At 62.3% G+C, this 18,109-nt stretch carries 24 protein-coding genes; 15 read left to right on the top strand and 9 right to left on the bottom strand.

Features of this window, described 5'->3' with window-relative positions; all coding sequences use genetic code 11:
- Positions 1-49: 49 nt before the first annotated feature.
- Together ACN5AZ_RS13400 and ACN5AZ_RS13395 are read left to right on the top strand one after the other, a co-directional pair.
- Positions 50-1,222, top strand: a complete 1,173-nt coding sequence (locus ACN5AZ_RS13400; RefSeq protein WP_419429388.1) for a MalY/PatB family protein — start codon at positions 50-52, stop codon at positions 1,220-1,222.
- Complete coding sequence (locus ACN5AZ_RS13395; protein ID WP_419429387.1) at positions 1,219-1,467, top strand: hypothetical protein; 249 nt, start codon at positions 1,219-1,221, stop codon at positions 1,465-1,467. The genes ACN5AZ_RS13400 and ACN5AZ_RS13395 overlap by 4 nt, the downstream gene beginning before the upstream one ends.
- 1 nt (position 1,468) lies before the next feature.
- Here ACN5AZ_RS13395 and ACN5AZ_RS13390 read toward each other — a convergent pair whose 3' ends face one another.
- The 7 genes from ACN5AZ_RS13390 to ACN5AZ_RS13360 form a co-directional block, all read right to left on the bottom strand.
- Entirely contained in the window at positions 1,469-2,092 is a 624-nt protein-coding gene (locus tag ACN5AZ_RS13390) for a trimeric intracellular cation channel family protein (protein ID WP_419429474.1), read from the bottom strand.
- Between the two features lie 20 nt (positions 2,093-2,112).
- Positions 2,113-2,568 (bottom strand): ribonuclease HI, encoded by a 456-nt coding sequence (gene rnhA, locus ACN5AZ_RS13385; RefSeq protein WP_419429386.1) that lies wholly within the window; start codon positions 2,566-2,568, stop codon positions 2,113-2,115.
- 74 nt (positions 2,569-2,642) lie between these two features.
- Entirely contained in the window at positions 2,643-3,095 is a 453-nt protein-coding gene (locus tag ACN5AZ_RS13380; protein WP_419429385.1) for a DUF3429 domain-containing protein, read from the bottom strand.
- An 88-nt stretch (positions 3,096-3,183) separates the two neighbouring features.
- Entirely contained in the window at positions 3,184-3,618 is a 435-nt protein-coding gene (locus ACN5AZ_RS13375; RefSeq protein WP_419429384.1) for a c-type cytochrome, read from the bottom strand.
- A gap of 94 nt (positions 3,619-3,712) precedes the next feature.
- Entirely contained in the window at positions 3,713-4,669 is a 957-nt protein-coding gene (gene ispH, locus ACN5AZ_RS13370) for a 4-hydroxy-3-methylbut-2-enyl diphosphate reductase (RefSeq protein ID WP_419429383.1), read from the bottom strand.
- Between the two features lie 49 nt (positions 4,670-4,718).
- Positions 4,719-5,168: a YqaA family protein gene (locus tag ACN5AZ_RS13365; protein WP_419429382.1), complete on the bottom strand. Its 450-nt coding sequence runs from the start codon at positions 5,166-5,168 to the stop codon at positions 4,719-4,721.
- 73 nt (positions 5,169-5,241) lie between these two features.
- The gene (locus ACN5AZ_RS13360; RefSeq protein ID WP_419429381.1) at positions 5,242-5,817 is read right to left on the bottom strand and encodes an NYN domain-containing protein; all 576 of its coding nucleotides are present in this window, start codon (positions 5,815-5,817) and stop codon (positions 5,242-5,244) included.
- Positions 5,818-5,960: 143 nt separating this feature from the next.
- On the opposite strand from ACN5AZ_RS13360, the gene folK reads away from it, so the two are divergent.
- The 4 genes from folK to ACN5AZ_RS13340 all read left to right on the top strand — a co-directional run bounded on the left by folK (position 5,961) and on the right by ACN5AZ_RS13340 (position 9,788).
- Positions 5,961-6,539: a 2-amino-4-hydroxy-6-hydroxymethyldihydropteridine diphosphokinase gene (folK, locus tag ACN5AZ_RS13355; RefSeq protein ID WP_419429380.1), complete on the top strand. Its 579-nt coding sequence runs from the start codon at positions 5,961-5,963 to the stop codon at positions 6,537-6,539.
- Between the two features lie 73 nt (positions 6,540-6,612).
- Positions 6,613-6,966 carry a DNA-directed RNA polymerase subunit omega gene (gene rpoZ / locus ACN5AZ_RS13350; RefSeq protein WP_419429379.1) on the top strand — a complete coding sequence of 118 codons (354 nt, stop codon included), beginning with the start codon at positions 6,613-6,615 and terminating at the stop codon, positions 6,964-6,966.
- Between the two features lie 16 nt (positions 6,967-6,982).
- Positions 6,983-9,118, top strand: a complete 2,136-nt coding sequence (locus ACN5AZ_RS13345; RefSeq protein ID WP_419429378.1) for a RelA/SpoT family protein — start codon at positions 6,983-6,985, stop codon at positions 9,116-9,118.
- 13 nt (positions 9,119-9,131) lie between these two features.
- Positions 9,132-9,788, top strand: a complete 657-nt coding sequence (locus ACN5AZ_RS13340; RefSeq protein ID WP_419429377.1) for a DUF2062 domain-containing protein — start codon at positions 9,132-9,134, stop codon at positions 9,786-9,788.
- A gap of 21 nt (positions 9,789-9,809) precedes the next feature.
- On the opposite strand, the gene ACN5AZ_RS13335 is transcribed toward ACN5AZ_RS13340, so the two are convergent.
- Positions 9,810-10,478 carry a hypothetical protein gene (locus ACN5AZ_RS13335; protein WP_419429376.1) on the bottom strand — a complete coding sequence of 223 codons (669 nt, stop codon included), beginning with the start codon at positions 10,476-10,478 and terminating at the stop codon, positions 9,810-9,812.
- A gap of 138 nt (positions 10,479-10,616) precedes the next feature.
- On the opposite strand from ACN5AZ_RS13335, the gene ACN5AZ_RS13330 reads away from it, so the two are divergent.
- The 6 genes from ACN5AZ_RS13330 to rnc all read left to right on the top strand — a co-directional run bounded on the left by ACN5AZ_RS13330 (position 10,617) and on the right by rnc (position 15,131).
- The gene (locus tag ACN5AZ_RS13330) at positions 10,617-11,657 is read left to right on the top strand and encodes an OmpA family protein (protein ID WP_419429375.1); all 1,041 of its coding nucleotides are present in this window, start codon (positions 10,617-10,619) and stop codon (positions 11,655-11,657) included.
- Between the two features lie 117 nt (positions 11,658-11,774).
- Entirely contained in the window at positions 11,775-12,527 is a 753-nt protein-coding gene (locus ACN5AZ_RS13325) for a pyridoxine 5'-phosphate synthase (RefSeq protein WP_419429374.1), read from the top strand.
- 83 nt (positions 12,528-12,610) lie between these two features.
- Complete coding sequence (locus ACN5AZ_RS13320; protein ID WP_419429373.1) at positions 12,611-13,081, top strand: nucleoside deaminase; 471 nt, start codon at positions 12,611-12,613, stop codon at positions 13,079-13,081.
- Positions 13,082-13,121: 40 nt separating this feature from the next.
- Positions 13,122-13,526: a holo-ACP synthase gene (gene acpS, locus ACN5AZ_RS13315; RefSeq protein WP_419429372.1), complete on the top strand. Its 405-nt coding sequence runs from the start codon at positions 13,122-13,124 to the stop codon at positions 13,524-13,526.
- A 78-nt stretch (positions 13,527-13,604) separates the two neighbouring features.
- Positions 13,605-14,438: a signal peptidase I gene (lepB, locus tag ACN5AZ_RS13310; protein WP_419429371.1), complete on the top strand. Its 834-nt coding sequence runs from the start codon at positions 13,605-13,607 to the stop codon at positions 14,436-14,438.
- A gap of 15 nt (positions 14,439-14,453) precedes the next feature.
- The gene (gene rnc, locus ACN5AZ_RS13305; RefSeq protein WP_419429370.1) at positions 14,454-15,131 is read left to right on the top strand and encodes a ribonuclease III; all 678 of its coding nucleotides are present in this window, start codon (positions 14,454-14,456) and stop codon (positions 15,129-15,131) included.
- Here the strand turns inward: rnc and ACN5AZ_RS13300 are convergent.
- On the bottom strand, positions 15,119-15,739 hold the full coding sequence (locus ACN5AZ_RS13300; RefSeq protein WP_419429369.1) for a thermonuclease family protein: 621 nt from the start codon (positions 15,737-15,739) through the stop codon (positions 15,119-15,121). The genes rnc and ACN5AZ_RS13300 overlap by 13 nt on opposite strands.
- A 117-nt stretch (positions 15,740-15,856) precedes the next feature.
- Here ACN5AZ_RS13300 and ACN5AZ_RS13295 point away from each other — a divergent pair, with 117 nt between their 5' ends.
- From ACN5AZ_RS13295 to ACN5AZ_RS13285, 3 genes are all read left to right on the top strand, one after another.
- The gene (locus tag ACN5AZ_RS13295; protein ID WP_419429368.1) at positions 15,857-16,726 is read left to right on the top strand and encodes a DMT family transporter; all 870 of its coding nucleotides are present in this window, start codon (positions 15,857-15,859) and stop codon (positions 16,724-16,726) included.
- A gap of 98 nt (positions 16,727-16,824) precedes the next feature.
- Complete coding sequence (era, locus tag ACN5AZ_RS13290) at positions 16,825-17,733, top strand: GTPase Era (protein WP_419429367.1); 909 nt, start codon at positions 16,825-16,827, stop codon at positions 17,731-17,733.
- A 33-nt stretch (positions 17,734-17,766) separates the two neighbouring features.
- Positions 17,767-18,099 (top strand): DUF1491 family protein, encoded by a 333-nt coding sequence (locus ACN5AZ_RS13285; RefSeq protein WP_419429366.1) that lies wholly within the window; start codon positions 17,767-17,769, stop codon positions 18,097-18,099.
- Positions 18,100-18,109 lie beyond the last annotated feature (10 nt).

Below are 18,109 nucleotides of genomic sequence, written 5' to 3'. Positions count from 1 at the left end.
GGGGGCCCGGAGTTGGAACTGATACGGGCAAACCGAAAGGAGCCCCCGCATGAGCCGCTTTGACGAAGAGATCGACCGCTTTGGCACCCATTCCGTAAAATGGGACATGATGGACAAGCTGTATGATGTTCCGGCGCAGGACGGTCTGGCCATGTGGGTTGCGGATATGGATTTCCGCCCCCCCGAGATCGTGCAGGCCGCTGTGCAGAAAATGGCGGATCACGGGATTTACGGCTACTACGGGGATGATGCGGCCTATCGCGCGGCAATCGGTTGGTGGATGGACACGCGGCACGGCTGGTCGGTCGACCCGTCCGCGATCTTTACCACGCATGGTTTGGTCAACGGGACGGCGATGTGTCTGGATGCCTTTACCAAGCCGGGCGATGGTGTGGTCCTGTTCACGCCGGTGTACCATGCCTTTGCCCGCGTGATCGCCGCCGCAGGGCGCGACGTCGTGGAATGCGAACTGGCGCTGGCAGATGGCCGCTACGAGATGGATTTCGACGCGTGGGACGCGCAGATGACCGGGGGCGAGCGTATGCTGATCCTGTGCTCGCCGCACAACCCCGGCGGCCGCGTCTGGACCCGTGACGAGCTGGAACAGGTCGCAGCCTTTGCAAAACGTCATGATCTTGTGATCGTGTCGGACGAGATCCACCATGATCTGGTGATGCCGGGGCAGGTGCATACCCCGATGGCGCTGATCGATGGCATTGCCGACCGGCTGGTGATGATGACCGCTGTGACGAAAACCTTTAACATCGCGGGCGCCCATATCGGCAACGTCATCATCCATGATCCGAAACTGCGCGCGGCCTTTGCGGCGCGAATGGCGGCCATGGGCATGTCGCCGAACTCCTTCGGTCTGTTCATGGCCGAAGCCGCCTATTCCCCGCAAGGCGCCGCATGGGTGGATGAACTGGTCAGCTACCTCGACGGCAACCGCAAGCTGTTCGATGCGGGCGTCAACGCGATCCCGGGTCTGCGCAGCATGGATATGCAATCGACCTACCTCGCATGGGTGGATTTCTCCGGCACCGGCATGTCGCGCAGTGAATTTACCAAGCGAGTGGAGCAGGACGCGCATATTGCCGCCAACCACGGACCGACCTTCGGCAAAGGGGGCGAGACCTTCCTGCGGTTCAACTTTGCCACGCCGCGCGCCCGCATCGAAGAGGCCGTGATGCGGCTCCAACGCGCCTTTGGGGATCTGCAGTGATCACCGCGCTGATGGCCATATTGGTGATCGCGGCGGCTGCCACATGGTCCTACCGGTCGCGGCGTGGCAGCGCGACGCGCGGCCCGGCACCGGCCAAGAAGGCCTGCAAATGGGTGCCAGACGGCGAGCCGCGTGGCCGCCTGCGCCCCTTTCGCTGCACCACCTGCGGGGTCACCGCCTTTTCCCAGCACGCCACCGGCCCCGAATTGTGCAAACGGGGCCTGACCGACGGGCGTATGAACTAGGTTACTTGTGGCGGGGCGGACGCGGCCGATAGATCGGGATGCGCCACGCAAAAGCAAGGCTGCCGGCCCGCAGGGCAAAGGTGAGACCGGCACAGATCAGCGTGGGCAGCGGCGCGGGCAGACCGGCCCATGCCGCGATGGCAAAGCCACCTGCCCCCGCCAAGGCACAGGTCACATAGGGCTCTCCCTGTTTGAGCACCACAGGCACGTCGTTGGCCACCACATCGCGCATCAGCCCGCCACCACAGCCGGTCACCACGCCCATCACCAGCACAATGGGCCACGGTAGCCCAAGGCTTGTGGCGATCCCCGCCCCTGCCGCCGCCGCCACAGGCAAGGCCAACGCATCCAGCCACAAGATCGCGGTGTAGCGGCTTTCCAACAGATGCGCCCCAAAGAATACCGCAATCGCGGCAGAACAACCCACGGCGAGATAGGTCGGATCTTCGACCCAGATCGGCGCACGGTTGAGCAGGAGATCGCGCAGCGTCCCCCCGCCCAAGCCCGTCAGACAGGCGAGAAAGCAAAAGCCTACCACATCCAGTTGGGCGCGGCTGGCCACCAGTGCGCCGGTCAGCGCAAAGATCAACACCGAGGTGTAATCAAGCAAGGTCACGATGGGCAGCGCGCTGGTCGACACGGGTGTCAGCTCTTCTTGAAAGGCGCCATGCCGGCGCGGGCCAGCTCGTCGGCCTTTTCGTTTTCGGGATGACCTGCGTGGCCTTTGACCCATGCCCATGTCACGTCATGCCGGGCCTGCGCCGCATCCAGCCGCTGCCAGAGTTCGACGTTTTTCACAGGCTTCTTGGCCGCGGTCTTCCAGCCGTTTTTCTTCCAGCCATGGATCCAGCCAGTCACGCCGTTTTTGACGTATTGAGAGTCCGTGACCACGGTGATCTGCGACGGGCGCGACAAGGATTCCAATGCGGAAATCGCAGCCATCAGCTCCATCTGGTTGTTGGTGGTCAGCGCTTCGCCGCCCTGCATCTCGCGTTCTTTGACGACTGTGTCGCCATCCATCGCGCGCAGAAGAACACCCCAGCCGCCCGGTCCGGGATTGCCGGAACATGCCCCGTCTGTATAGGCGAAAAGATCTGGCATGGCGGTCTCCTGTGGGGTGGTTTCAGGCGGTCGGGGTGAAACAGCACGCGCGCCCCGCGTCAAGCCCCATTGGCCTATAGCAGCAGACCGAGGCCAAGGCACAACACCACCAGCGCGGTCAACAAAATGCGCAGCGCCATCCACCACGGTGGCGCAAGCCCCCAGCGTGCAAACAATGCGTCCAGCCCGAGCAGGCCGACAAATCCCGCGACCAGCGCCAGACCTGCCGCCTGCGGTCCGCCGCCGGTCATGAAAAACGCCCAAAGCGCGGGGATCACCGACACGGCATAGCCCGTGGCGGCCTGACCTTGTGGCGCCCGCGCGGCAAAGCCCCACAGCACGCCCGACATGAACGACAAGATCACAGCCCCGTAGAACAGCTGCACATAGGGGCCGACAAAGCGCGGGCCGATGGCGGCTATGGTCCACTCAGCCAGCGCCGGCGACACCATGGTCAAAACGCCCCAGACAAAGGGCAGCACGCCTGCAAGGCCAAGGATCAGTGCGGAACGGGGGATTCGGGACATCGGGCGCTCCTGTTGTGGCTGTCACAAACATAGGCGCCGCTGGGTGTTGGGCCAGTCCGCACAATGGCGCACCAGCCCGACGTAATGCTTATTGACGATATTTGCTGTGGCAGGCTTTGCAGGTGCCGCCCATCTGGCCCAGCGCCGGACCCAGATCCGCCGCAGAGGCGATGGTGGCATTGGCAGCGGCTGTTTCCAGCGTCTCGGATTTGGCCACGAAATCCTCCCAGTTTTCCCAGATGGCGGGCAGCGATTCAGATTCGGGGTCGGTTTCCGGCGCCTCGAACAAAGCGGGCACCTCGGCAGCGCGGGCGGCCACCGTGTCTACAGCAGCCTGCGCGGCGGCCGCGTCAAAATCCACTTCGCCCTTGGCCATATTGCCCAGCACCTTCATCTGGGCGCTGATGTCGCTCATCGCCTGCATGCGCGCGGCCACAGCCGGATTGGACACATCGGAATGGGCAAAGCTGGTCGCTGCGACAAGAACAAACGCTGCACTGACGGCAAGGGAAGAAACACGCATCTGGGAAAGCTCCTGGGTGGGTTTGATACCACAGAGCCTACCTCACGGAATGTAACTGTCCAGTCACGGTCGCGTAAGCTGGGCAATAAATGCCTCAGGCGGGCATGCGCAAAACGCGAGGCACCTTGAATTCGACGTTTTCCTGCGCGGTCTCGACCACCTGTTCCGTGACAGTGAACCGGTCACGAAAGGCTTGTGTGACCTCTTCGATCAGGATTTCCGGCGCAGAGGCCCCCGCCGTGATGCCGATGGACCGCGCGCCTTCCAACGCGCGCCAATCAATGTCCTCGGCACGCTGGACAAGCTGCGCATAACCGCAGCCCGCCTTGCGCCCGACCTCGACCAGACGGCGCGAGTTCGACGAATTCGGCGCGCCGACCACCAGCAAGGCGTCGATCTTGGGCGCGATGGCTTTGACGGCTTCCTGACGGTTGGTGGTGGCGTAACAGATGTCTTCCTTGTGCGGGCCGATGATAGCGGGAAACCGCTCTTTCAAGGCGGCCACGATGTCGGCGGTGTCATCCACAGACAGGGTCGTCTGCGTCACAAAGGCCAGCCGCTGGGGATCACGCACCTGAACGGTCGCGACATCTTCGGGCGTTTCGACAAGCAGCACTTCGCCCTCGGGGAGTTGCCCCATGGTGCCAACCGTTTCGGGGTGTCCCGCATGGCCGATCATCACCATCTGCAACCCGTTTTCCGCATGGCGCGCCGCCTCGATATGGACCTTGGACACCAAAGGACAGGTGGCATCGACATAGATCATCTCGCGCGCCTGCGCCGCTTGGGGCACGGATTTGGGCACACCATGGGCCGAAAAGATCACCGGCCGGTCGTCAGGGCATTCTTCCAGTTCCTCGACAAAGACCGCCCCCTTGGCGCGCAGATCATCCACCACGTATTTGTTGTGCACGATCTCGTGGCGCACGTAGACAGGCGCCCCCCATTTGTCCAAAGCCATCTCGACGATCTTGATGGCGCGATCCACGCCCGCGCAAAAGCCGCGCGGGGCCGCGAGATACAGATCGAGGGGCTGAAGCTGCTGGGTCATGGCGATCTCCTTTGCGGATCAGGTAATCAGTCTGACCGCGCACGTCCAGTCACAGCAGACCCGATGCAATCCACGCAAACACAATGTAGCGCACGGTCTTGGCAAAGCCGACCAGCAGGACGAACAGCCACAAGGGCGTGCGCATGATGCCCGCCGCCAAAGTAATCGCGTCGCCCAACGGGGCCCATGACAGCAGCAGCGACCAAACGCCCCACCGCGCGTACCAGTCCTGCGCGCGGGCCATTTGCCGGTCGTTGGCGGGAAACCAGCGGCGGTGGCGGTAGCGTTCCACCGCACGGCCCATCCCGTAATTCACCACGGAGCCCAGCGTGTTGCCAATGCTGGCGACCACGACCAAGGACGCCACAGACCACTGCCCCGTGGCTTGCAGCCCTGCGAAAACGATTTCGGACTGGAAGGGCAGGATCGTTGCGGCACCAAAGGCGGCAAGGAAAAGGCCGCCCAACGCAGCGGCGTCGGCGGCCCAATCTATCGGCATACGGTCGTCCGTTTCATGTCAGGCAGCTCTCCTTCGACGCGGAACACTCCCGCGCCAAAGGCGAGCTAGTGCATCATTTCGCGGCGGCGACCTCAAACCCGCGCTGTTCCATCGGAACCTCACGCGGAGGGCGGCCGATCACATCGCGCAGTTCGTCCAGCTCGATGAAGTTGTCCGCCTGACGGCGCAGTTCGTCCGCGATCATCGGCGGCTGGCTGCGGATGGTCGACACGACAGACACGCGCACGCCCTGACGCTGCAGCGATTCCACCAGCGGGCGGAAATCGCCATCGCCCGAGAACAGAACGATATGGTCAACGCGGGGCGCAAGCTCCATGGCATCGACAGTCAGTTCGATATCCATGTTGCCCTTGACCTTACGGCGGCCCTGGCTGTCGGTGTATTCCTTCGCGGGCTTCGTCACCATGGTAAAGCCGTTGTAGTGCAACCAGTCCACCAGCGGGCGGATCGGCGAATACTCGTCATTTTCCAGAAGAGCGGTGTAGTAGAAGGCGCGAACCATCTTGCCGCGACGGGCGAACTCCTGCCGCAGCAGTTTATAGTCGATATCAAAACCGAGAGATTTAGCCGCCGCGTAGAGATTCGAGCCGTCTATGAAAAGCGCGAGGCGCTCATCCTTGTAAAACATCAAAAGTCCTTTCAACTAATACAGACCGTCTCCGACGTGAGTGTAAGGGAGAGCCCGATGACGGCCTTGACCGATAAAAGTAATGCTTTGATCCAATGTAGCAAGACGCAGAAATGTCTCTTTAGGGTAGTGAAAAAGGAATTATGGCACAAGTTTTCTTGATCGCGCTGGGATCCAACTTGGGATCCAAAGGTTTAGATCCGTTTAACACCGTTGACAGCGCGCTTTCTGCGATGCCCGAACACGGCATTCACGTGATTCGGACCAGCGCATTCTATGCCACTCCCTGCTTTCCCGCAGGGGCCGGACCGGACTATGTGAACGCCTGTGCCGCCGTGGAATTGCCCGACGGATGCGCCGATCCTGCGGACCTTCTGGAACGGCTACACCGGATCGAGGCCGATTTCGGCCGCGAACGCATCCAGCGTTGGGGCAGCCGGTCGCTTGATCTTGACCTGCTGGCCTGCGGCGACCGGATCCACCCTGATGCGGACACCTATGCCCGCTGGCACGATCTGCCCGCCGACGAACAGATGCGGCGCGCCCCCGATCAACTGATCCTGCCCCATCCGCGCCTGCATGAACGGGCCTTTGTCCTTGTCCCCTTGCGCGATGTGGCCCCCGACTGGCGCCATCCGGTTCTGCACCGCACCGTGGCCGAACTGCATGACGCGCTGCCCACAGACCTTGTGGCCGAGGTGCGCAGGATCGACAGGCTTTGACTTGTATCTTCGGGCCGACCGCGCTAAGTGGAGTTTTCTCGAGAAGAATCCACCCTAGGACTGGAGCACTCACATGGCCCGCGTGACGGTAGAAGATTGCGTCGATAAGGTTCCCAACCGCTTTGATCTGGTGATGCTGGCCGCCCATCGGGCGCGCGAGATTTCATCGGGCGCCGCGATCACCGTGGACCGCGACAACGACAAGAACCCCGTTGTGGCGCTGCGCGAAATCGCAGAGGAAACCCAGTCCACCGACGAGCTGCGCGAACGTCTGATCGAATCGAACCAGACGCAGATCGAAGTCGACGAACCCGAAGACGACGCCATGGCGCTGCTGATGGGTGCCGAGCAGGACAAACCGCAGGACGACGACATGTCCGAGGAAAAACTGCTGCGCGCCCTGATGGAAGCACAGGGTCAGGGTTAAGGCTGGGCCAGGCAGCATGATCGCCGCCGAGGATCTTGTTGCTCTTGTTCGCAACTACAATCCGCGCACGAACGAAGCGCTGATCAAGGCGGCCTATGATTATGGCCGCCTCATGCACGAGGGGCAGTTCCGCAAAAGCGGAGAGCCCTATTTCACACATCCCGTTGCGGTGGCCGCCATCCTGACGGAGCAACAACTTGACGATGCAACCATCGTCACGGCGCTGTTGCATGACACCATCGAAGACACCCGATCCACCTACACAGAGGTGTCGGAGAAGTTCGGCAAGGATGTGGCCGAGCTGGTCGACGGTGTGACCAAGCTGACAAACCTGCAGTTGTCGAGCTCGGAAACCAAACAGGCGGAAAACTTTCGCAAGCTGTTCATGGCCATGTCCAAAGACCTGCGGGTCATTTTGGTAAAACTGGCCGATCGTCTGCACAACATGCGCACGATCAAGGCGATGAAGCCGGAAAAACAGCTGCAAAAAGCGCGTGAAACCATGGACATCTACGCCCCGCTTGCCGGGCGCATGGGGATGCAGTCCATGCGCGAGGAGCTGGAGGATCTGGCCTTTCGCGTGCTGAACCCGCAGGGGCGTGAATCCATCATCCGCCGCTTTATTACGCTGCAAAAGGAAACCGGTGACGTCATCCACCGGATCACCTCGGACATGCGGCATGAGCTGGACAAGGCCGGTATTGATGCCGAGGTCTATGGCCGCGCCAAGAAACCGTACAGCATCTGGCGCAAGATGCAGGAAAAGAAGATCGGCTTTTCCCGCCTGTCGGACATCTACGGCTTTCGCGTGATCACACGCTCTGAGGCGGATTGCTATGCCGTGCTGGGCGCGATCCACCAGCGCTGGAAATCGGTGCCGGGCCGCTTCAAGGACTATATCAGCCAGCCGAAATCCAACGGCTACCGGTCGATCCACACCACCGTATCAGGGCGCGACGGCAAGCGGGTCGAGGTTCAGATCCGCACCAGCGAAATGCACGAAGTCGCCGAAACCGGTGTGGCCGCGCATTGGTCCTACCGTGATGGCGCCCCCGCCGAGAACCGCTTTGCCGTCGATCCGGCAAAGTGGATCGCCTCGATGACCGAACAGTTCGACAGCGAAGAAGACCACGACGCCTTTATGGAAGCGGTCAAGCTGGAGATGTATTCCGACAAGGTGTTCTGCTTCACGCCCAAGGGCGATGTGGTCAAGCTGCCCAAAGGCGCGACGCCGTTGGATTACGCTTATCAGATCCACACACGGATCGGCTCCAAATGTGTGGGCGCCAAGGTCGATGGCATCCGCGTGCCCCTTTGGACACGTCTGAAAAACGGGCAATCGGTGGAAATTATCACCGCCGAGGGGCAGATCCCGCAGGCGACTTGGCTGGACATCGCCACCACCGGCAAGGCCAAGACCGCGATCCGCCGCGCCCTGCGCGAGGCGAACAAGGAACGCTTTGCCCGTCTGGGGTTGGAACTGGCCCGCGCGGCCTTTGACGCGCATGGCAAGAAAGCCACCGACAAGGTGCTGGAAAAGGCCGCGGCCACCTTGCGGCTTAGCGATGTTGAAACCCTGCTGGCGCGGCTTGGCTCGGCGGAGCTGACGACCCGCGAGGTCGTCGAATCCGTCTATCCCAATCTGGTCATTGCCCAAGACAACGAGGTCGAGGTCCAGCGCGCTGTTGTCGGCCTTGGCGGTCAGGGGTTCGCACGCGCCGCCTGCTGCCAGCCCCTGCCTGGCGAACGGATTGTCGGCATTGCCCACCGTGGGCGCGGCGTGTCTGTCCATGCGATCGACTGCACCGCGCTGGAGGTCTTTGAGGACCAGCCCGACCGCTGGCTGGACCTGCATTGGGCCGATGGCACCCACCCGCCCGTCTACACGGTCGCGCTGGAAATGGTGCTGAGCAACGACGCCGGTGCCCTGGGACGAATCTGCACATTGATTGGCGAGCAAAAGGCCAATATCTCGGACATGACGTTTCAGGATCGAAAACCGGATTTTTACCGTATCATGATGGAGATCGATCTACGTGACGCCGAACATCTGCATTCGGTGATCTCTGCCCTTGAGGCGGAAAGCATGGTCGCCTCTGTCGAACGGCGCCGCGATCCCGAACTGGAAACCACGCCGGAGGCGGCGGAATAAAGGGCCCTGACAGGTGTTCAAGCGACGCGACAGACGGCCGATCTGGCGGATCGTGCTTCACGCGCTATGGCCCAAAGGGGGTTGGGGCCGTGCGGCGCGCTACGTGCGTCTGCGCCTGAACCGTCTGCCTGATCCCCCGCATCGCATTGCGCGCGGGATCTGGGCGGGGGTGTTTACCACCTTTACCCCGTTCTATGGTCTGCATTTCGTCACCGCCGCGATCATTTCATTTGTCATGCGGGGCAATCTGCTGGCATCGATCCTTGCGACATTCTTTGGCAATCCGCTGACCTACGTGCCCATCGGCGTTGTGTCGATGAAAATGGGGTATTGGCTGCTGGGTCTGAACGACCCCGGCCCTGACGCCCGCCATCACGGCCACGACGGCGGCTTGGTGTCCAAGTTCCTGAAAGCAGGCGACGATTTGTGGGACAATCTATGGGCGGTGCTGACCGGCCATCAGGTCGACTGGACCAACCTGTCGATCTTCTACCACGAGGTGTTCTACCCTTATATGATCGGCGGGATCATTCCCGGCATGATCTGCGCGACGATCTGCTACTATATCTCGCTGCCGATCATCACCGCGTTCCAGAACCGGCGCAAAGGCGCGATTGCCGCCAAATTCGCCGAGCTTAAACAGCGCAAGGCAGAGAACCGCGCCCGCTGATCGGGGCGCGGCCAGTGGCCATTAGGGACAGCCCTTTTCCGCCCAGCCTGCCAGCATCCTCTTGAACGACGCGCCCAAGGGGTGCTGTGTGCCCGCGTCGAAATCGAAATTCGCGGTGTTGTACAGCTCGGAATGGCCGCAAAGCTCGGTCACGGTCAGGCTGTGGCAATCGGCGCAGGCCTTGCCCTGCCAAGCGGCGGCGGGCAACCCTTCGAGCGGCGGATAGCTGGGCATCAGCGTCAGGACCGTGTCCAGATCGCTGGCCCGGAACCCTGTGACGGGGGCTGCGCCCTCCGCCCACATGGACGCGTCCGAGAAATCAGGCCCTGCCGACGCGGCCTGCGCCGGGGCCAAAGGCGCGGCAATGCCCCGCGTCACAGACGCCCTGTCATCAGGCACAAGCAATTCGTTGAGAAACGCCATCGCCGCATCGCGGTTCGGCCCGTCAGGATGCTGCGACAGATACATCGCCACCGCTGACGGATCGCGCGTTGCACGCACAGCGGCCCAATCATCTGCGTCAGTCTGTTGTGGCTCTGGCGCAGGTGTTGCGCCCGCCGGAGCGGTCAAAGCCGCAATCGCCTCCTGCGTGGGCACTACATCTGGTGCAGCCCGCTGTCCCGGAGCCAGCACCATATACCCCGCCCAGCCCGCAAGCCCGACAGCCAAACCGCCTAAAAAATGCTTCATCGAACACCCCCATGCCCGTCAAAACCCGCGCTTCTACAACTTAAGCAAGTTTTGAAAAATAATAGTTATCGAATCAACCGTACCACAATACCTTGGGATAGACACAAGATATTGAATTACAAACCTGGGGATAACTTTATGTGGAAGATTTTTAAACAGGCCGCCGTGGCAGCGACCCTGCTGGCACCGGCCGCTTTTGCCCAATCGGCAGATCCCTTTGCCAAAGGCTGGACGCTGGATGGCAGCCAATCGGTCCTGAGCTTTCAGACCATCAAGAATGTCGAAAAGGTCGAGGTCCACAGCTTTCAAAGCTTTCGCGGCACCATTGACGAGGCCGGCAAGGCCGAGCTGATTGTCGATCTCGACAGCGTCGAAACCAAGGTGGACATGCGCAACGTGCGCCTGCGGTTCATCCTGTTTGAAACCTTCGAAGACCCCGAAGCGCGGATCTCCCTGCAGATCCCCCCGGCGGTGCTGAACGACCTTGAGACGCTGCGCCGCAAACGGATCACCCTGCCCTACACGATGGATTTTGTCGGTCTCAGCCGTGAATTCCAGACCGATGTGATCGTGACGCTGCTTGATAATGACACGGTGTCCGTCGCCTCGGCCCAGCCGGTGTCCTACAGCATTTCGACCTTCGAGCTGGAGGAACGCCTTCAGCGCCTCGAAGAGACGGTGGATGTAGACGTGATCCCCTCGGCCACCTTCAGCTTTAACCTTGCCTTCAACCGCAACGGCAGCACCGCCGCGCCGGAGACGCTCAACCTTGCCTCTGTCGGTGCAGCGCCTGCCGGGGGCTTGAGCCTGCAGGACTGCCAGAACCGGTTCAAGGCGATCTCGATCAGTGGCCGGATCACCTTTGATTCCGGCAGCGCAGCGCTGCAGCCCTACAGCCGTCCGCTGCTAGAGGCGATTTCGGAAACCGTTTTAAGCTGCCCGCAAATCGCCCTGCGTGTTTCCGGTCATACCGATTCCCAAGGCAATCCCGAACTGAACCGCCGCCTGTCCACCCTGCGCGCGCAAAGCGTGGCCGATGCGCTCAGCGCCTTGGGCGTGTCGCCGTCCGCCTTGAGCGTCGTCGGCCATGGCGACAGCCAGCCGATCGCGGACAACGCCACCGCCCGCGGGCGCGAGCGCAACCGCCGCATCGAATTTGCGGTGATGACCGGAAGCTGACCGCCAAAGCGGCCCCATGTCACAGCCTGACCGGCAGGGGCCGCTTTTATTTTCCCGCGCGGGGCGCTACCGTTTGATCAAATTGTCAAACACCGCGCCCCTCGTGAGGACCCTGTCATGACCCAATACGCTGGCCGCCTGCGCCTTGGCGTGAACATCGACCACGTCGCCACCGTTCGCAACGCCCGTGGCGGCGCCTATCCCGATCCCGTCCGCGCCGCCAAACTGGCCGAGGATGCGGGCGCCGATGGCATCACCGCCCATCTGCGCGAGGATCGCCGCCATATCACCGACCCCGACATCGAACGTCTGATGGACGCGCTGAGCGTGCCGCTCAACTTCGAGATGGCCGCCACCGATGAAATGCAGACCATCGCGCTGCGGCACAAACCGCATGCGGTCTGCATCGTGCCCGAAAAGCGCGAGGAGCGCACCACCGAAGGCGGGCTGGAAGTGGCCAATGACGAAAACCGGCTGGCGCATTTCATCGCGCCCCTGCGCGAGGCAGGTTGCCGCGTCTCGATCTTTATCGCCGCCGACAAACGCCAGATCGATGCCGCGCACAGGATTGGCGCACAGGTGATCGAACTGCACACCGGCGGCTATTGCGACAGCTTTGTTGACGGCGACATGGATCTGCACCGCGCCGAGCTGGAAAAGATGCGCGAGATGTCAGCCTACGCCCATTCGCTCGGGCTTGAGGTGCACGCAGGCCATGGACTGACCTATGAGACGGTCAAACCCGTGGCCGCCTTCCCCGAGGTGATGGAGCTGAACATCGGTCACTTCCTGATTGGCGAGGCGATTTTCCTGGGCCTCCAGCCCGCCATCGCCGAGATGCGCCGCCTGATGGACGAAGCCCGCGCCTGATTTTACGTCCTCCCGCCGCGGCCCGTGCAACCTGCGCGGCTGCGGCGGCGTTGTTCTGTGCATCTCAGCAAAGGACAGCGCTCATGCCTAATGCCACCTCCGCAGAAATCGACACCATGCGCGATCTGATTGACCGGGCCTTGGCCGAGGTCGACGATGGCGGCAAGGCTGGCATTGCAGCCGCCGTGATGCGCGGTGACGCCATTTTGTCGCGCGGGCTGAATCAGGTCCATCTGCACCACGATCCCACCCGCCACGCGGAAATCGTGGCGATCTCAGCCGCAACCCGCGCGCTATCCGACCCGGACCTGAGCGGCTGCACCCTGCTGACCACCCTGCAACCCTGCGAGATGTGCCTTGCGGCGATGCGCTTTGCCGGGATCAGCCGCGTGATCTATGCCGCAGGCCGCCCCGATGTCGTCGAGGACAAGTATTTTGCCTTTCCCGGACTGCGGATCGAGGATTTCGACCGCGCCGATCACAAGGCATTTACCGCCATTGGCGGCGTGTGTGCCGACCGTATCACCCATGTCTATGCCAATGCGGCAGACTGATGGCTTGCGCAGGGGCGTGCCACGCCATAGCTAACGGCGCATGATTTTAGGCATCGGCACCGATCTTGCGAATATCGACCGCATCGCGGGCACCTTGGACCGGTTCGGGGACAGGTTCCGCAACCGCGTCTTTACCCCGACCGAGCAGGCCAAGGCCGAGCGTCGGCGGGATGTGGCCGGCACCTATGCCAAACGCTGGGCCGCCAAGGAGGCCTGCTCCAAAGCCTTGGGCACCGGTTTGCGCATGGGCATCGCGTGGAAGGACATGGCGGTCTCCAACCTCGACACCGGCCAACCGGTCATGGCCGTCACCGGCTGGGCGGCGGAACGGCTGGCCGAGATGACACCCGAGGGTCACGAGGCCATCATCCACGTCACCCTGACCGACGACCACCCATGGGCGCAGGCCTTTGTCGTGATCGAAGCACGCCCCGTCAAAGCCTGACACACCGCGACGGCTGGCTTGACACGCCCTGCCCTGCCGCGCACTAAGCGCATTATATTTGGGTTCAAGGGGCTTTTCATGACAACCGAAGAGAAAAAGGGCGGCATCGTCGAAACGATCAAGACGGTGGTCTATGCCTTGCTGATCGCAGGCGTGTTTCGCACTTTCCTGTTTCAGCCCTTCTGGATTCCGTCGGGCAGCATGAAAGACACGTTACTGATCGGTGACTTTCTCTTTGTGAACAAGATGGCCTACGGCTACTCCTACGCCTCTTGCCCTTCGGTCATCGTGCCCAGCGTCGGCATCGATATCGATGCCAAGGATATCTGCGGCTGGGCCGATGGCGACAACACACGTCTGTTCGGCTCCGAGCCGGAGCGCGGCGATGTGGTGGTGTTCCGTCACCCGTCTTCGGGGCGTGACTACATCAAGCGCCTGATCGGCCTGCCCGGCGACACCGTGCAGATGCGCAACGGCCAGCTGTACCTCAATGGCGAGGCAGTGCCGGTTGAGCCCGCTGGCACCTTTACCGAAACGCAAGCCCCCCAAGGCCCCCAAGGTCTGCGCCCGCGCTGTGAAAACGGCCCTGTGGGCGAGGGCGGCACCTGCACCAAGACCCGCATGACCGAAACCCTGCCCGGTGGCGTGTCGCATTCCATCCTGAACATCGGCGACCAAAGCTCGGACCACACCGGTGTCTACGAAGTCCCCGAGGGTCACTTCTTTTTCATGGGCGACAACCGCGACAACAGCGCCGACAGCCGTGTGTCCGGCATGGTCGGCGGCGTTGGAATGGTGCCGTTTGAAAACCTCGTCGGTCGTGCGGATCGTGTGATGTTCTCGTCCGCGGGCCGGTCGATGCTGTTCTTCTGGACGTGGCGCGGTGATCGCTTCTTCAAAAAGGTCGACTAAGGTTCGAGGCTGCGCATGAAACTGTCACCAGAGGCCAAAGCGCTAGAAGACCGGTTGGGCTATTCGTTCCGCGACAAGGACCGGCTGCGCCGCGCCCTGACCCATTCGTCGATGTCCTCCCCCACCCGTGGCGACAACCAGCGGCTGGAGTTTCTGGGCGACCGCGTGCTGGGTCTGGTGATGGCCGAGGCGCTTCTGGCGCATGACCGCAAGGCCAGCGAAGGCCAACTGGCCCCGCGCTACAACGCTTTGGTGCGCAAGGAGGCCTGCGCCGACGTCGCCCGCGACATCCAGCTTGGCGATGCGCTCAAACTGGGCCGGTCCGAACAGATGTCGGGCGGACGGCGCAAACAGGCGCTGCTGGGCGACGCCATGGAGGCGCTGATTGCCGCTGTCTATCTCGATGCCGGTTTCGAGACCGCACAGGAGATGATCCTGCGTCTCTGGGGGCCGCGCATCGCCGAGGTGGACGACGACGCGAAGGACGCCAAAACAGCGCTGCAGGAATGGGCGCAGGCGCGCAAGATGTCCCCGCCACGCTACGTCACTGTGGAGCGGTCAGGCCCCGATCATGCGCCCGTCTTCACCATCGAGGCGCGCATCGACAATGGCGAGACCGCCACAGCCACCGCAGGCAGCAAACGTCTGGCCGAACAGGCCGCCGCACGCGCCCTTCTCGATCAGCTGGACTGATCCTCCGCCGGGGCGCGGGCGCGCTTTTCGTATTTGTCCCACAGCCCCATGTGCCCTTTCTGGCGGGCAGCAGCGAGCCACATCCGCTTTCGCGCGTCTGCGTGCTCTAGATCGCTGTAACACCCGCCCGAGAATTTGGGCCAATCAATCGCCAGCCCCGCCCGGACGAGCTCTGCGGAAAGGTCCCGCCCATCCGGCAAGTAGCATTTCGCCACGACGCGCCCGAAATGGTCGCGTTCCAGAATCTCGGCCCGAATGCGCTGCCCTTTGCACAGGCGCACCATCTCCCATTTTGATTTCTTTCCAAACGGATGGTCCAGCTCTGGCGCGTCGATCCCGAACAACCGGATTTGTGTCTTTTGCACCCGGATTGTATCGCCATCCACAACATAGGCAGGGCCGCATAGGGTTTCGGGATGATCTGGCGCGCGGGCCTGATCGGGCGCGAAAGGTTCGGGCGGTGCTACGGATGTCGCCTCACTTCGGGCGGGTTTGGACGGCCTGTCGGGCCATGGCTGTCGGCCGGGCGCATTGCGCGCTTTGGGTTTCTTTGCAAGTAAAACGCGCAGGATCACAACGCCAAACGCGGCGCACACAATGAATGTCATAAAAACCGCCTCAAAATTCCCGCCAACGACAACACACTTTTTACGTGCACATCAAGACCCCACTGGAATTTGCTGTAAAACTGGCTCAGGAAGGGGAAAAACGGCGAACGGGCTTTCATGACAGATAATTTTCGCGGCGCGCTTTGGATGACCCTCGCCATGATCGGCTTTGGCATCGAAGACGCCTTGTTCAAGGCAGCCACTGCGCAGGGGGCCTCTGCCGGGGTGGCGACGGTGCAATTCGGGCTGGTGGCGATGCTGCTTTATGCGCTTTACGCCTGCCAGCAGGGCGTGACGGTCTGGACCCGCGAATACCTGAAAAAAGGCCTGCTGATCCGCACCGCGTTCGAGATCATGGGGCGGTTGTTCTTTGCGCTCAGCCTTGCCTACACGCCCCTGTCGACCACATCCGCCATTCTTCAGGCTGCGCCTTTGGTGGTGATGCTGGGGGCTGCGGTTGTGCTGGGCGAACATATCGGGCCGCGCCGTTGGGCGGCCATGGCCGTGGGCTTTGTGGGGGTGCTGTTGATCATCCGCCCCACGCCCGAGGCGTTCCAGGCCAACGCCATTCTGGCTGTGCTTGGCATGATCGGTTTTGCGGGACGCGATCTGGCCACACGCACCGCGCCGCTGCATGTGCATGCGGCGCAATTGGGGGTGCTTGGCTTTGCCGTCGTGACCTTTGCCGGATGTGTGATTATGCTGTTCGAGGGCGGCCCTGCGCACCTACCCAACCCCACAGCCGCCCTGCTTTTGTGTGCCACCGCCGTGATCGGCACCATCGGATACACCGCAATCACGCAGGCCATGCGCACCGGAGAGGTCGCTGTGGTCGCCCCCTTTCGCTACACCCGTCTGCTGGTGGCGCTTGTTCTCGCCTATTGGCTGTTTGACGAACGGCCCGACGCGCTGACCCTGTGCGGTGCGGCGCTGATCGTCGCCTCGGGGATCTATTCGCTGCTGCGGGAACGGCGCGCCAAGACCTGATCCCAAAGCCCGCGACGCGCGCGTGCAGATGTGCTATGGCGAAATGATGCGAAACCCGCTATGGGGACGCCTTCATCAGCAGGATCTTTACGCAAGACATGACCACACGCGCCGGTTTCATCGCCCTGATCGGAGAGCCCAACGCAGGCAAATCCACCCTCACCAACCAGATGGTCGGGGCCAAGGTGTCCATTGTGACCCATAAGGTCCAGACCACACGCGCCCGCATTCGCGGCGTCGCGATGGAGGGGGACAGCCAGCTGATCTTTGTCGACACGCCCGGTTTGTTCCAGCCGCGGCGGCGGTTGGACCGCGCCATGGTGGCCGCCGCTTGGGGCGGTGCTGCGGATGCGGATGTGGTCGTGCTGCTGATCGAGGCCCACCGTGGCCTGACCGACGGGGTGCGCCGGATCCTCGACGGGTTGCGCGATCTGCCACAGGGGCGCAAGATCGCGCTCGCCATCAACAAGATCGACCGCGTGAAGGCAGAGGATCTGCTGGCCCTGTCGCAGAGCCTCAACGAAGAGTTCAGCTTTGCCCGCACCTTCATGATCTCGGCAGAGCGCGGTCATGGCGTTGACGCTCTGCGTGGCTGGCTGGCCGCAGAGCTGCCCGAGGGGCCGTGGCTGTATCCCGAGGACCAGATCGCGGATCTGCCCATGCGCATGATCGCCGCCGAGATGACCCGCGAAAAGCTGACCCTGCGGCTGCATCAGGAACTGCCCTACCAGCTAACGGTCGAGACCGAGAACTGGGAAGAGCGCAAGGATGGCTCGGCCCGCGTCGATCAGATCGTTTATGTGGCCCGCGACGGGCACAAGGGGATCATCCTTGGGCATCGCGGTGAAACCATCAAAGCTGTGTCCAAGGCCGCACGCGAAGAGCTGACCGAATTCCTTGGCCGCAAGGTGCATCTGTTCCTGCAGGTCAAAGTGCGCGAGAACTGGCTGGAAGAGGCGGAGCGCTATTCCGAGATGGGGCTGGATTTCAAAGACGGCAATGCCTGACCTGAACGGCCCACGCAGCGGACGCGCCCACCCATGACTCAGCGCCTGACCACCCGTTTCTGGGTCGATGCCTATCTGACCCGGCTGCGTCTGCAGGATATTCCTGCCTTTGTGACCGCCCATGGCGATGACACAGCCGGGGCGGTGCTGGTGAAACTGGCCACGTTGGACGGGGCGGCGCGCGCCTTTTCCCGCAGCTTCGATCTGATGACCGGCGCGCGGACATGGTCCGAACTTTGCGCCGGACCTGAATCCGAGGTTGATGCCTCGATCAGCCGCCAGCGGTCCTTCGATCCCGATCTGTGGGTGATCGAGGTCGAAGACCGCGCAGGGCGGCATCTTCTGGATGATCCATCGCTGGGTTAAGGGCGCGGTG

It is taken from the genome of Sagittula sp. SSi028 (genome assembly GCF_048553715.1).
Lineage (GTDB): Bacteria > Pseudomonadota > Alphaproteobacteria > Rhodobacterales > Rhodobacteraceae > Sagittula.
Note: the sequence above shows the minus strand (reverse complement) of the source record. Positions and strands in the feature narration are given on the sequence as shown.

What these genes read in the sequence shown, in the direction of transcription:
- ACN5AZ_RS13285 (WP_419429366.1), top strand. Translation starts at nt 17,767, where the DNA reads ATGACTCAGCGCCTGACCACCCGTTTCTGGGTCGATGCCTATCTGACC.
- rnhA (WP_419429386.1), bottom strand. Translation starts at nt 2,568, where the DNA reads ATGCCAGATCTTTTCGCCTATACAGACGGGGCATGTTCCGGCAATCCC.
- ACN5AZ_RS13320 (WP_419429373.1), top strand. Translation starts at nt 12,611, where the DNA reads ATGCCTAATGCCACCTCCGCAGAAATCGACACCATGCGCGATCTGATT.
- ACN5AZ_RS13330 (WP_419429375.1), top strand. Translation starts at nt 10,617, where the DNA reads ATGTGGAAGATTTTTAAACAGGCCGCCGTGGCAGCGACCCTGCTGGCA.
- ACN5AZ_RS13400 (WP_419429388.1), top strand. Translation starts at nt 50, where the DNA reads ATGAGCCGCTTTGACGAAGAGATCGACCGCTTTGGCACCCATTCCGTA.
- ACN5AZ_RS13365 (WP_419429382.1), bottom strand. Translation starts at nt 5,168, where the DNA reads ATGCCGATAGATTGGGCCGCCGACGCCGCTGCGTTGGGCGGCCTTTTC.
- ACN5AZ_RS13380 (WP_419429385.1), bottom strand. Translation starts at nt 3,095, where the DNA reads ATGTCCCGAATCCCCCGTTCCGCACTGATCCTTGGCCTTGCAGGCGTG.
- ACN5AZ_RS13295 (WP_419429368.1), top strand. Translation starts at nt 15,857, where the DNA reads ATGACAGATAATTTTCGCGGCGCGCTTTGGATGACCCTCGCCATGATC.
- ACN5AZ_RS13345 (WP_419429378.1), top strand. Translation starts at nt 6,983, where the DNA reads ATGATCGCCGCCGAGGATCTTGTTGCTCTTGTTCGCAACTACAATCCG.
- lepB (WP_419429371.1), top strand. Translation starts at nt 13,605, where the DNA reads ATGACAACCGAAGAGAAAAAGGGCGGCATCGTCGAAACGATCAAGACG.
- rpoZ (WP_419429379.1), top strand. Translation starts at nt 6,613, where the DNA reads ATGGCCCGCGTGACGGTAGAAGATTGCGTCGATAAGGTTCCCAACCGC.
- acpS (WP_419429372.1), top strand. Translation starts at nt 13,122, where the DNA reads ATGATTTTAGGCATCGGCACCGATCTTGCGAATATCGACCGCATCGCG.
- ACN5AZ_RS13335 (WP_419429376.1), bottom strand. Translation starts at nt 10,478, where the DNA reads ATGAAGCATTTTTTAGGCGGTTTGGCTGTCGGGCTTGCGGGCTGGGCG.
- ACN5AZ_RS13325 (WP_419429374.1), top strand. Translation starts at nt 11,775, where the DNA reads ATGACCCAATACGCTGGCCGCCTGCGCCTTGGCGTGAACATCGACCAC.
- ACN5AZ_RS13375 (WP_419429384.1), bottom strand. Translation starts at nt 3,618, where the DNA reads ATGCGTGTTTCTTCCCTTGCCGTCAGTGCAGCGTTTGTTCTTGTCGCA.
- rnc (WP_419429370.1), top strand. Translation starts at nt 14,454, where the DNA reads ATGAAACTGTCACCAGAGGCCAAAGCGCTAGAAGACCGGTTGGGCTAT.
- ACN5AZ_RS13360 (WP_419429381.1), bottom strand. Translation starts at nt 5,817, where the DNA reads ATGTTTTACAAGGATGAGCGCCTCGCGCTTTTCATAGACGGCTCGAAT.
- ispH (WP_419429383.1), bottom strand. Translation starts at nt 4,669, where the DNA reads ATGACCCAGCAGCTTCAGCCCCTCGATCTGTATCTCGCGGCCCCGCGC.
- ACN5AZ_RS13300 (WP_419429369.1), bottom strand. Translation starts at nt 15,739, where the DNA reads ATGACATTCATTGTGTGCGCCGCGTTTGGCGTTGTGATCCTGCGCGTT.
- folK (WP_419429380.1), top strand. Translation starts at nt 5,961, where the DNA reads ATGGCACAAGTTTTCTTGATCGCGCTGGGATCCAACTTGGGATCCAAA.
- era (WP_419429367.1), top strand. Translation starts at nt 16,825, where the DNA reads ATGACCACACGCGCCGGTTTCATCGCCCTGATCGGAGAGCCCAACGCA.